Source organism: Collinsella aerofaciens, from assembly GCF_015670745.1.
Classification (GTDB): domain Bacteria; phylum Actinomycetota; class Coriobacteriia; order Coriobacteriales; family Coriobacteriaceae; genus Collinsella; species Collinsella aerofaciens_T.
This window is the reverse complement of sequence record NZ_JADPCH010000001.1, coordinates 175,086-188,076: the sequence shown is the minus strand read 5'-3', so window position 1 is coordinate 188,076 and position 12,991 is coordinate 175,086. Positions and strand designations below refer to the sequence as shown.

Below are 12,991 nucleotides of genomic sequence, written 5' to 3'. Positions count from 1 at the left end.
TGCGGAAATGCGTAATTTCAGCTGAAGAATAGTCTGATAACAAAAAATTATTATTGAGAATGAGAATCATCTTTAATACGATATGCAATGAAGGCACAACCTCAACCCCGCACTGCGTCACAATAGAGCGTCAGATGCGAAAACAACTACTTCGAGGATTGGTGGTCAAATGACCCAGGAGACGGTTACGAACGGCACTGAAGCCCTGTTCACTCGCGAAGGCATGCCTCCCGTTAAGGAAATGATCCCGTGTGCCCTTCAGCACGTACTGGCATCGTTTGCCGGCATCATTACCCCGGCGGTCATCATGGCCGGCGTCTACGGCTTTAATAGCCAGCAGAGTACCGACATCATCCAGGTCGCGCTCATTCTTTCGGCGATCGACACGGCCCTTCAGGCCTTCGCTCCCTTCCGTCGCATCGGCGGCGGCCTGCCCATCGTCATGGGCGTTTCGTTCGCGTTCCTGCCGGCCCTGCAGGCCATGGGTGCCTCGGGCTTTAGCTTTGGTGCGCTGCTGGGTGGCGAGATCGTCGGCGGCGCCGTCGCGGTCCTCTTTGGTCTGGCCTACAGCAAGATCAAGTGGCTGTTCCCGCCCGTCGTGACCGGTACGGTCATCTTCTCCATCGGCGTTTCGCTGTATCCCACGGCCGTCAAGTATATGGCCGGCGGTATGGGTACGCCGCTGTGGGGCACCCCGCAGGCCTGGTGCGTCGCTCTTATCACCTTCGCCGTGGTCTTTGCGCTCGCCAACTTTGGCAAGGGCACGCTCAAGCTGGGATCCGTGTTCTTTGGCATGATCGTTGGCATGATCGTCTCCATCCCCTTTGGCATGATCGACTTCTCCAGCGTCGCCACCGCTCAGGTCTTCGCTCTTCCCAAGCTCATGCCCTACGCGCTCGAGTTTGATCCCGAGGTCTGCATTACCCTCGCCGTCGTGTTCCCCATGGTTGCCATCCAGGTTATCGGTGACGTCTCCGCCGCCTGCCTGGGCTCCATCGACCGTATGCCCACCGAGCGCGAGCTCTCCGGCGCTATCGTGTCCCAGGGCCTCACCTCTATGGTCGGCGGTCTGCTGGGCGGTCTTCCCACCAGCGCCCTTGGCCAGAACGTGGGCATCATCTGCTCCAACAAGGTCGTCAACAAGTGGGTCTTTGTGATCATTGCGGCCGTCTTTGCCATCGCCGGTCTGTTCCCGCAGCTCTCTGCCGTCCTTTCCGCTATCCCGCAGCCCGTCATCGGCGGCGCGACCGTCGGCGTCTTTGGCACCATCACCATGAACGGCGTGCGCATGTTCACCCGCGAGGGCCTCACGCAGCGCACTACCACCATCGTCGGCACCTCCGTCGTCTTTGGCCTGGGTATCTGGATGGCCAGCGGTTGCCTTGCCGGCGAGGGTATGCCCGCCTGGGTGTCCACCGTCATCGGCTCCAATGCCGTAACCCCCACCGCCATCATGGCCATTGTCCTTAACCTGATCCTTCCGCAGACGCCGGTCGTGGCTCAGCACATCGATGCTGCCAAGGACGCTGCCGTGGATCTGGTCTTGCCCGAGAGCAAGAAGTAACCAATTCGGTGCTATTCGTCGGCGGACGCATCGCCTCGTCCGCCGACGCCATGCGGCACCAAGCCGCACTTCAAAGGGTTTGTCCCTTTGGTGAAGCGTTGACGGGAGAGGGCCCGTTTCCGGTGTAGGCCGGCGCTTCGCACTCCGCCATGTCAGAGGTGTCAAACCCCGCCTCTGATGTTGAAGGGAGCATCCATGCTTCTGGTCGCTAACGGTTCCGTCTTTACCCGCAACGCTCAGACCCCGTTTATTCCAAACGGTGCGGTCGCCATTGACGGAGATACGATCGTCGAAGTGGGCCCCGAGCGCGAGCTCAAGGCCAAGTACCCGGATGCCGAGTACGTCGATGCCCAGGGCAACCTCATCATGCCCGGACTCATCAACTGCCACACCCACATCTACTCGGGTCTGGCCCGCGGCCTTGCCATTAAGGGCTGCAACCCCACCAACTTCTTGGAGAATCTCGAGCAGCAGTGGTGGAAGATCGACGACAACCTGACGCTCGACGGCACCAAGGCCAGCGCCTATGCTACGATTTTGGACTCCATCCGCGATGGCGTCACCACGATCTTCGATCACCATGCGAGCTTCTGCGAGATTCCGGGAAGCCTCTTTACCATTAAGGATGCAGCTCAGGAGCTGGGCATGCGTTCGTGCCTGTGCTACGAGGTCTCCGATCGCCGCGGCCAGGAAAAGTGCGACCAGGCCATTGCCGAGAACGCCGAATTTGCCCAGTGGGCCGCCAAGGAGCGTCGCGATAACGACAACCACATGATCGCCGCCATGTTTGGCGGACATGCTACCTTTACGCTTTCGGACGAGACCATGGATAAGATGGCCGAGGCCAACAACGGCCTGACCGGCTTCCACATCCATGTGTGCGAGGGCATGAACGACGTGTGGGACTCCCGCCTCAACCGCGGTGGCATCAGCCCCGTCGAGCGCCTGCTGCAGCACAACCTGCTGGGTCCCGACACCATGCTGGGCCACTGCATCCACGTGACGCCTGCCGAGATGGACATCGTCAAGGAGTCCGGCACTTGGCTGGTCAACAACCCCGAATCCAATATGGGCAACGCCGTGGGCTGCGCCCCCGTGCTCGAGTTCTTCCGCCGCGGCATCCCCGTGTGCATGGGCACCGACGCCTACACCCACGATATGCTCGAGAGCCTTAAGGTCTTCCTGATTATTCAGCGCCACAACGCCGCCATGCCCAACGTGGGCTGGTGCGAGGCCATGACGATGCTGTTCGAGAACAACGCCAAGATGGCGAGCAAGTACTTCGATCGCAAGCTCGGTGTGCTAGAGGCCGGCGCTGCCGCCGACGTTATCGTTATGGACTACAAGCCCTTTACGCCGCTGAGCGAGGAGAATATCGACGGCCACATGCTCTTTGGCATGATGGGCAAAAACTGCCGCACCACCATCATCAACGGCCGCGTCCTGTACAAGGATCGCGAGTTCGTTGGCATTGATGAGGACAAGATCAACGCGTGGACCACGGCCGAGTCCAAGAAGCTCTGGAGCACGCTCAACGATCGCACCTACTAATTCACAAGTAGATTCGCGCGCGTCGGATGTTTCGCCACATCCGGCGCGCGCATAGGCGGCCTCCGCGGGGTCGCCGGCGCTGTGCTAGCGCTACACCGTATTTGCGCCCGCCGCGCGGTCTCGCCGGGCGTTACAGAGAGGAGCTCACCATGAGCGACATCATGAGGCCGATCCCGTTTTCGCAGCTGATGAACTGGATCATCGAGGAGCACAAGACTCAGGGCGCCGTCTTTGGCGTGCGCAAGATGGTCACGACCAACCAGGAGGGCGCGCTTCCCATTTTTGACGAGCGCATCGAGACTCCGTTTGGCCCGGCCGCCGGTCCCAACACGCAGCTTGCCCAGAACATCGTGGCCTCTTATGTGGCCGGTTCCCGCTTCTTTGAGCTTAAGACCGTTCAGGTTATGGACGGCGAGGAGCTCTCCAAGTGTGTGAACAAGCCCTGCATCGTGGCGCAGGACGAGTGCTACAACTGCGAGTGGTCGACCGAGCTCGAGGTTCCGCAGGCCTTTGCCGAGTACGTGAAGGCATGGTTTGCCTGCCACCTGATCGCTCGCGAGTACGGCCTGGGCAGTCCGGACGGCTTTGTCTTCAACATGTCCGTGGGTTATGACCTCGAGGGCATCAAGAGCCCCAAGGTCGATGCGTACATTGAGGGCATGAAGGACGCCAGCGGCTCCGAGGTTTGGAACGAGTGCCGCACGTGGGCGCTCGCTAACCTGGACAAGTTTGAGCATGTCGATGCCGCGTTTGTCGAGTCCATCCCGGCGCGCGTCTCCAACTCCATTACCGAGTCTACCCTGCATGGCTGCCCGCCGGCGGAGATCGAGCGCATCGCGACCTATCTGATTACCGAGAAGGGTCTCAACACCTACATCAAGTGCAACCCCACGCTGCTGGGCTATGAGTTTGCTCGCCAGCGCCTCAACGAGCTGGGCTTTGACTACATCGTCTTCGATGACACGCACTTCCGCGAGGACCTGCAGTGGGCCGATGCCGTGCCTATGTTCGAGCGCCTGATTGCCCTGTGCGCCGAGCGCGGCCTGGAGTTTGGCGTCAAGCTGACCAACACGTTCCCCGTCGACGTGACGAGGAACGAGCTACCCTCCACCGAGATGTACATGTCCGGCCGTTCGCTGTTCTCGCTGACCATCGAGGCTGCCCGCCGCATTACCGAGCAGTTTGATGGCAAACTGCGCATCAGCTACTCCGGCGGTGCCACGGTCTACAACATCCGCGCCCTGTACGATGCCGGCATTTGGCCCGTCACCCTGGCGACCGACGTGCTCAAGCCTGGTGGCTACGAGCGCTTTAGCCAGATGGCCGGCGAGTTTACCGACCTGGACGGCAAGCCGTTCGCGGGCGTCTCTCTCGAGGCCGTGACTGCGATCCAGACCGACTCGCTCGCCAATCCGCTCTACAAGAAGCCGCTGCGCCCGCTGCCCGACCGCAAGGTCGCCGGCAAGAGCCCGCTTTCCGATTGCTTTACCACGCCGTGCCGCACGAGCTGCCCCATCCAGCAGGATATTCCCGCCTATCTGGCGGCTGTTGACGAGGGCCGCTACGAGGACGCGCTCAACATCATCATCGAGCGCAACGCTCTGCCGTTCATTACCGGCACCATCTGCCCGCATCCCTGCGGCTGTGCCTGCGAGCGTGCGTTCTACGAGCCCGAGGGCGCCCAGATTCGCGCCAGTAAGCTCAAGGCCGCCCGCGAGGCCATGACCGCCGTGCTGCCCAAGCTGCGTGCCCAGGCCATCGCAAACGACGGCGAGCGCAACGTTGCCGTTATCGGCGGCGGCCCGGCCGGCCTGGCGACGGCGTTCTTCCTGACGCGTGCCGGCGTGCCCGTCACCATCTTTGAGGCCCGCGATTCGCTCGGTGGCGTGGTCCGTCACGTGATTCCCGAGTTCCGCATCGCGAGCGACGATATCTCCCACGATGCCGAGCTCTGCCTAGCCTTTGGCGCCAAGGTGCAGCTCAACGCTCGCGTGGATTCCATCGACGAACTCAAGGCTCAAGGCTTTACCGACGTGGTCGTGGCCACCGGTGCCTGGATGCCCGGCTCTGCGGGCCTGGGCGAGGGCGCCGAGCTCGATGTGCTGGAGTTCCTCGAGGCCGCCAAGAAGGGCGAGAAGCTCGAGCTGGGCGAGGACGTCGTGGTCATTGGCGCCGGCAACACCGCCATGGACGCGGCCCGCGTGGCCAAGCGCCTGGCCGGCGTGAAGAACGTGCGCCTGGTGTATCGCCGCACCAAGAAGCAGATGCCCGCCGACGAGGAAGAGCTCGATCTTGCTCTTGCCGACGGCGTTGAGTTCTGCGAGCTGCTGGCACCTAAGGCGCTCAACGGCGCCGTGCTGACCTGCGACGTTATGGAGCTTGGCGAGCCGGATGCAAGCGGCCGTCGCAGCCCCGCCGCCACGGGCGAGACCATCGAGCTTCCCGCCACCACGGTGATCTGCGCCGTGGGCGAGGGCATCGATGCCAGCCTGTACGATGCCGCGGGCGTCGAGCACGACCGTCGCGGCCGCCTTGCCGCCACCTCCACCGGCGTCGAGGGCGTCTGGGCTGCGGGCGACTGCCGCCGCGGTCCTGCCACCGTGGTCGAGGCCATCGCCGATGCCGCCGAGGTCGCTCGTGCCATCGCCGGCGTGGACTTTAACAAGTACGCCGACTGTAACGAGCAGGCCGGCCGCGAGGACACCTGCTACGAGCGCAAGGGGTCGCTGTGCCGCGACAAGCGCAACTGCACCAAGACCCGCTGCCTGGGCTGCGGCTCGGTGTGCGAGGTCTGCTGCGACGTGTGCCCCAACCGCGCCAACGTTGCCATTAAGGTGCCGGGCCTGGCCAAGCATCAGGTCGTCCATGTCGACGGCATGTGCAACGAGTGCGGCAACTGCGCCGTGTTCTGTCCCTACCAGGAGGGTCGTCCCTGCAAGGACAAGCTCACCCTGTTCTGGAGCGAGCAGGACATGGAGAACTCCGAGAACGAGGGCTTCCTGGCGGTGGACGAGGACCACTTTAAGGTCCGCGTGGCCGGCACGGTCCGCACCGTCTCGGTCGATGCCGTCAACACCGGTCTTCCCGAGGCCGTCCGCCTGACCATCAGGGCTGTGCGCGACAACTATTCGTACCTTCTTAAGAAATAGGCGAGTCTCTTATGGCCAAATCCATTCAACATAACGTGGCCTACGTTGCCTGCGGAAGCGGTTGCGCCTCCGCAGGCGGCGACGCCCGCTGCAGCGAAGGCTGCATTGGCTGTGGCGCTTGCGTCGCGGCCTGCCCCCACGGCGCCATTGCGCTGGTCGATGGCATCGCCCGCGTGGATCGCTCCAAGTGCACGGGCTGTGGCCTGTGCGGCATGGCGTGCCCGCAGCGCGTGATTGCCTTCGTTCCCGGCTACCAGAACATTCTGGTGCGCTGCAACAACACCGATAAGGGCGCCATTGCGCGCAAGATCTGCGACACGAGCTGCATCGGTTGCGGTATGTGCGCCAAAAAGTGCCCTGCCGGCGCTATCCGCATCGAGGACAACTGCGCCCATATCGACGGCGTGGACTGCCTGTCGTGCGGCATGTGCGCCGTCGTCTGCCCTCATGGCGCCATCCACGACCGCACCGGCATCGCCGCCGGCGTGTAGAAGGGAATCACCATGGCACAGGAATTCACTTTTACCGTTAACGGTGTCGAGCACACGACGACGGAGAATAAACCACTGCTGCGCTATCTGCGCGACGACCTGCACATTCACTCCGCCAAGGACGGCTGCTCCGAGGGCGCCTGCGGCACCTGCACCATCCATGTGGACGGTGCGGCCGTCAAGGCGTGCGTACTGACCACCGCGCTTGCCGCCGGCCGCAACATCGTGACCGTCGAGGGCCTGCCCGAGGACGTGCGCGAGGCCTTCGTGTACGCCTTTGGCGCCGTGGGCGCCGTGCAGTGCGGCTTTTGCATCCCCGGCATGGTCATGGCGGGTGCAGCGCTCATCGCCGAGGACCCCGAGCCCACCGAGGAGCAGATCAAGTACGCCATCCGCGGCAATGTCTGCCGTTGCACCGGCTACAAGAAGATTATCGAGGGCATCTCGCTGGCAGCTGCGGTGCTCCGTGGCGAAAAGCAGATCGACGAGGATCTGGAGCGCGGCGATGACTACGGCGTGGGCAAGCGCGCCTTCCGTATCGACGTGCGCAGGAAGGTGCTCGGCGAGGGCAAGTATCCCGACGACATCGACGAGCTCGATCAGCCGGGCCTGACCTATGCCAGCGCCGTTCGCTCCAAGTATCCGCGCGCCCGCGTGCTCTCCATCGACACCTCCAAGGCCGAGGCCCTGCCCGGTGTGGTGGGCATCCTGCGAGCCGAGGACGTGCCGGTCAACCAGGTCGGCCACCTTATCCAGGACTGGGACGTCATGATCGCCCAGGGCGATATCACCCGCTGCGTGGGCGACGCCATCGTTTTGGTAGTCGCCGAGGACGAGGCGACGCTCGAGAAGGCCAAGAAGCTCGTAAAGATCGATTACGAGCCTCTGGAGCCCGTGCGCAACATCGCCGAGGCCAAGGCCGCCGACGCGCCGCGCCTGCATGACAGTTTCTTTGCCTTTGGCAACACGGTGGAGCTCAAGGACAACGTGTGCCAGAGCCGTCACGTGACGCGCGGCGACGCCGCCAAGGCGCTGGCAGAGAGCGCGTTTACCGTGACGCAGCGCTTTACCACGCCCTTTACCGAGCATGCCTTCTTGGAGCCCGAGTGCGCCGTTGCCTTCCCGTACAAGAACGGCGTCAAGGTGCAGTCGACCGACCAGGGTGCCTACGATACGCGCAAAGAGTGTGCCCACATGTTTGGCTGGGACAACGAGCCCGAGCGCGTGGTCGTCGAGACCATGCTCGTGGGTGGCGGCTTTGGCGGCAAGGAGGATGTGTCCATCCAACACCTGGCCGCGCTCGCCGCATATAAGTTCCAGCGTCCTGTGAAGTGCAAGCTCACGCGCGCCGAGTCGCTCGCGTTTCATCCCAAGCGCCACGCCATGGACGGCACCTTTACACTGGGCTGCGACGCCGAGGGCAACTTTACCGGCCTGGACTGCGAGATCAACTTTGATACCGGCGCCTACGCGTCGCTGTGCGGCCCGGTGCTCGAGCGCGCTTGCACGCATGCTGTCGGCCCCTACAAGTACCAGAACACCGACATTCGCGGTTATGGCTACTACACCAACAACCCGCCCGCCGGCGCGTACCGTGGCTTTGGCGTCTGCCAGTCCGAGTTTGCGCTCGAGAGCCTAATCGACCTGCTGGCCGAGAAGGTCGGCCTGGATCCGTGGGAGATTCGCTACCGCAACGCCATCGAGCCGGGCGAGGTTTTGCCCAACGGTCAGATTGCCGACTGCTCCACGGCGCTGAAGGAGACACTGCTCGAGGTCAAGGATGCCTACTATGCGCATCCCGGACACGCCGGCATTGCCTGCGCCATGAAGAACGCCGGCGTGGGCGTGGGCCTGCCCGATGCCGGCCGCTGCAAGATTCGCATCGAGAACGGCGCGGCCGTGGTCTATGCCGCCACGTCCGACATTGGCCAGGGCTGTAACACCGTCTTTTTGCAAGACGTTGCCGAGGCATGCGGCCTGCCGCTTCGCTGCATCGCCAACGGCGAGTGCTCCACCGAGAACGCTCCCGACTCCGGCACCACGTCTGGTTCGCGTCAGACGGTCGTGACCGGCGAGGCCGTGCGCGGTGCCGCCTTCCTGCTGCGCGATGCCATGCTTGATATCGAGGCCGGCAAGTCTGCGCCCGCCGCTCCCGTGAATGCGCATGGCGACGGCGTCAAGATCGAGTACGACGACGGTCGCGCCTATCAGCTGCACACGCAGGAGCTCGTCGCCGGCCAGGGTATGCATCCTCAGGATCCCGCGGCCGCCATCAAGGCGCTCGAGGGATGCGAGTTTGGCTACGTGTACCTGGAGCCGACCGACAAGCTGGGCGCCGACGTTCCCAATCCCAAGAGCCACATCTGCTACGGCTTTGCCACACATGTGGTCATTTTGGATGATGACGGTCGCGTGAGCGAGGTTTATGCCGCGCACGATTCCGGCAAGGTGGTCAACCCCATCTCCATCCAAGGTCAGATCGAAGGTGGCGTGCTCATGGGTATGGGCTATGCGCTTACCGAGGACTGGCCGCTCAAGGACTGCGTACCCCAGGCAAGGTACGGTACGCTCGGGCTGTTCCGTGCGCCCGAGATTCCGGATATCCACGCCATTTACGTGGAGAAGGACGAGCTGCTGCCCGTGGCATATGGCGGCAAGGGCATTGGCGAGATCGCAACGATCCCCACGGCGCCCGCCGTGCAGAACGCCTATCGCGCATTCGACGGCAAGCTGCGTCCGGATCTGCCCATGGTGGATACGCCGTACAGCCGCGCCCGTCGCCGCGGGTAGGGTAGAGCGTGGACGGCCATTGTTGACGGGCCGTTCGCGCTCAACATCAACTACATACGCTGCGCCTTTGGCCCCGGCTCCATCGCGAGCCGAGGCCTTTTGTTTGGAGCGCCTTCGCATGCGGAAGCTGCGTCCCAGATTTCGGCTCCAGAATGGGACGTACTTTCCAGACGGGGCTTCAAACGGAAACTGTATCCCGGATTCGACGCTCAGAATGGGATTCGTTTTCCGCTGGCCGGCCGTTTGGAAAGTGCATCCCAGTTTGAGCGTTTATTCCGGGATGCGGTTTCCGCTGAAGGACTCAACCGGAAAGCACGACCCGTTCCGAGACCTGATTCCGGGACACGCTTTCCGCTAGGCCCGCCATCCGGAAAGTGCATCCCGTTTTGAGCGTCCAGGCTAGGACGCGCTTTCCGTTGGCGTGGTCGTTGGGAAAACGCGGCCCAGATAGGGGGATGCGATCTGGCGATGCGTGGCTTAGCAGCTCCTACAGGTCTACCTCGTTGAGCCATGTCGGCAGCGCGGTCTGCCGGATGCCTGCCGTCTGCAGCTTTTTGGCGAGCATTCCTGTCGAGCGGACCTCGTTCATGGTAAAGCGCAGCAGAGGGTGACCGTAGAGCGATAGGTGCGCCTCGCGCTGTCGTTCGGCAACGAGCGCCTCGGCGGTGGTGCGTCCGGCCAGCATGGTCTGGTCGGTATATTTGATGAGCCCGTCGAGCTCGCCCAGCGTGAGTTCCCGCGCCTGGCGCTCCCAGGCAAAGTCCGTTCGTATGGGCTTGGCCGAATCGAAGGGGTCCGTCAGCTCGTATTGAAGCCAGTCGGGTGCAAAGCCCGTCTCGATCATGACGGCTCGGGCGACCGATTCCCCGCCGCTCTCGGCGCGGGCGTCGGCATATCGAAGCGTTGTGAGGGCGGTGCGAATCGCGCGATCATTGCGGGCGGTCACTCGTTGCTCGACGGCCTCCATCAGCTGTTCCGGCGCAACGTCGAGCTTTGAGATCGCCGAATCGGCAATGGGCATGCCGTCGGCAAAACCAGTTTGCAGCAGGCAATCTGTGGCCGTTTGGATGGGCGACGTTACCGATATGCCGGCCCTGCGTATTGCTCCGGCCGGCTCAATCTGGTGTCGCTGAATATGTGCGCCCGGACGAGCCGACGGCTTTGTCGAGCTGCAAACATGCACGACGTTCAGGTGTCGCCACGAGACCTCGAGCCCCAGCAGGCAAGCTGCCGAAAACGAGCAGAACGTCCAATCGGGATGGATGATCGCAAGGGCGCGGATAATCTCGCAATGGCGTTGCGCTCGGTTGAGTTCATCCCAGCGTGTTTTTCGCGCAAACAACCCCGGCATGGGCGAGACAACCGTGCCGCCGGTGCGCCGAAGGAGCGCTTTTCGGATCGCCGTGCTCGGGGGAATCAGACAGCGCCCCTCTTGTTCGGCTTGAGTGAGCAGTTGGTCGATGAGCTGGTCATTACAATGGGTCATGAGCTACCGCCTCCTTTTGGGTAGCAAAAACGTATCAGCTGGAACTTGCCGCTCAGCTGACCAAAAGCTGACCAAAATCTAACCATGCAGGTAGATGACCTGCTTTTGGCGACATATTTCTTGTTTGAATCGGTGGGCGGTAATCGGCGACCGTGAACGGTAGCTGGATATGAAGTCTTGGTAAGTTTCGGGACGTGTACTTTTTGAAAAAGAGCATTCTATCTGCTGTTTTGTGTTTCTGGATCGCATATTTGAAGGCATGTGATAAGGGCTGCGGATCGTCGTCTTGTACCTGAGGAAACCGTGACCCGGAATTGCCGCTCGGAACGGGACGCGCTTTCCGGATGGCATGTTTGGCGGAAACTACGGCCCAGTTTTTGGCTCCAGAACGGGATACATTTTCCGGAACGGTCCACGTGCGGTGGTGTACCGACCCTTTTGCGTGCGCCGCTTGTCGAATTACGTTATAGCTAGCTATATTATAGGAAGGTATAATATAGCTAGCTATAACGTAAAGGAAGGATGGCCCTATGTTTATCGGAAGAACGGCGGAAATGTCCGAGCTCAATCGACTGTATGGCACGGACTCCTTTGAGATGCCTGTGATTTACGGCCGTCGTCGTGTGGGCAAAACGCGCCTTATCACAGAGTTCATCCAAGGCAAGAAGGCTATTTACTTTCAAGCTCGTCGTACCAATGCGGAGGCAAACCTGCACGGCTTTAGCCAGGCGATACTTGCGGGTTCGGTTGGTGCTGCAGGTGTGTCGTTTCGTAGTTTTGACGAGGCGTTCGATGCATTGGCCACCATGGCTCGCACGGAACGTTTGATTGTCGTGATTGACGAGTATCCCTATCTCGCCCAATCGAATCCCGAGATCAGCTCGTTGCTGCAAGACAAGATCGATCACTTGTACAAAGAGACCAAGCTCATGCTTATCCTGTGCGGGTCGTCGCTTTCGTTCATGGAAGAGCAGGTGCTGGGCTACGAGAGCCCACTATACGGTAGGCGAACGGCCCAGTTTAAGATCATGCCGCTCGATTTTACGACGACCCTCGGCCTGTGGCAGAGCATGGGTCGCGAAGACGCTGCGGTTTGCTATGGCATGACGGGCGGCATTCCTGCATATATCGAGAAAGTCGATCCTGCTGCGCCGCTCAAGGACAACGTCAAACGTCTTTTTCTTACTCCTACGGGCTATCTCTTTGAGGAGCCGAGTAACCTGCTGTTGCAAGAGTGCCGCAATCCCGAGCAATATGATGCGATCGTGCAAGCAATTGCCCAGGGGCGCTCGAAGATCTCGGAGATTGCGAGCTCTACGGGGATCCCTGCGAGCAACGTAAAGAGCTATGTGGATAAGCTGGCGTCGCTTGGGATTGTCGAGCGCGAGCTGCCCCTAAACGAGACGAGCAATAAGCGAGCCGTGTATCTGCTGAGCGACCAGATGTTTAGGTTCTGGTACAAGTTTGTGCCGCAGAACATCGGGCTGATTCAAAACGATATGGCCGAGATGGCATATAAGCGCATTGAGCCGCACGTATCGGATTACATGGGTACGGTCTTTGAGCTTATATGCAGACAATACGTGTACGAACTCGCGCGCGCGGGCCAGCTCGATGTGGTTCCGGCGAGCGTCGGGCGCTGGTGGGGGACGGATAATCGCACGCATACGCAGGAAGAAATCGACTTGATTGTTGACGATGGCGAGGGCACTGCGCTGTTTGCGGAGTGCAAATGGCGCAATGAGCCGGTGGGCGAAGACGTGCTGCGAAAGCTCGTGCACCGAAGCGAGCTCTTTAGACGGCAGCATAAAAGCTACGTGATCTTCTCGAAGCGCGGCTTTACGCAAGGATGTCAGGAAGCTGCGGCGAACAGGGGGGATACCAAGCTGATTTCGTTTGCCGAGATGTGCGAGCGGAGATAACCAAGCGCGCTCTGATGTGATGCTCGGAATGGGTCGCG

The 12,991-nt window shown here is 61.5% G+C and carries 7 protein-coding genes; 6 read left to right on the top strand and 1 reads right to left on the bottom strand.

Annotation, left to right across the window (positions count from 1 at the left end; genetic code table 11):
- The first annotated feature begins 169 nt into the window (after positions 1 to 169).
- The 5 genes from I4W07_RS00755 to xdh all read left to right on the top strand — a co-directional run bounded on the left by I4W07_RS00755 (position 170) and on the right by xdh (position 9,545).
- Complete coding sequence (locus I4W07_RS00755) at positions 170 to 1,564, top strand: uracil-xanthine permease family protein (RefSeq protein ID WP_055285183.1); 1,395 nt, start codon at positions 170 to 172, stop codon at positions 1,562 to 1,564.
- Between the two features lie 195 nt (positions 1,565 to 1,759).
- Positions 1,760 to 3,115 (top strand): putative aminohydrolase SsnA, encoded by a 1,356-nt coding sequence (ssnA, locus tag I4W07_RS00750; RefSeq protein ID WP_196025284.1) that lies wholly within the window; start codon positions 1,760 to 1,762, stop codon positions 3,113 to 3,115.
- Between the two features lie 149 nt (positions 3,116 to 3,264).
- Complete coding sequence (gene ygfK, locus I4W07_RS00745; RefSeq protein WP_196025283.1) at positions 3,265 to 6,264, top strand: putative selenate reductase subunit YgfK; 3,000 nt, start codon at positions 3,265 to 3,267, stop codon at positions 6,262 to 6,264.
- Between the two features lie 11 nt (positions 6,265 to 6,275).
- Positions 6,276 to 6,755 (top strand): 4Fe-4S binding protein, encoded by a 480-nt coding sequence (locus I4W07_RS00740; RefSeq protein ID WP_195364342.1) that lies wholly within the window; start codon positions 6,276 to 6,278, stop codon positions 6,753 to 6,755.
- A gap of 12 nt (positions 6,756 to 6,767) precedes the next feature.
- Positions 6,768 to 9,545 carry a selenium-dependent xanthine dehydrogenase gene (gene xdh, locus I4W07_RS00735; RefSeq protein ID WP_196025282.1) on the top strand — a complete coding sequence of 926 codons (2,778 nt, stop codon included), beginning with the start codon at positions 6,768 to 6,770 and terminating at the stop codon, positions 9,543 to 9,545.
- Positions 9,546 to 10,032: 487 nt separating this feature from the next.
- On the opposite strand, the gene I4W07_RS00730 is transcribed toward xdh, so the two are convergent.
- Positions 10,033 to 11,031 carry a hypothetical protein gene (locus I4W07_RS00730; protein ID WP_196025281.1) on the bottom strand — a complete coding sequence of 333 codons (999 nt, stop codon included), beginning with the start codon at positions 11,029 to 11,031 and terminating at the stop codon, positions 10,033 to 10,035.
- A gap of 530 nt (positions 11,032 to 11,561) precedes the next feature.
- On the opposite strand from I4W07_RS00730, the gene I4W07_RS00725 reads away from it, so the two are divergent.
- Positions 11,562 to 12,953 (top strand): ATP-binding protein, encoded by a 1,392-nt coding sequence (locus I4W07_RS00725; protein ID WP_196025280.1) that lies wholly within the window; start codon positions 11,562 to 11,564, stop codon positions 12,951 to 12,953.
- The last annotated feature ends 38 nt before the right edge of the window (positions 12,954 to 12,991 follow it).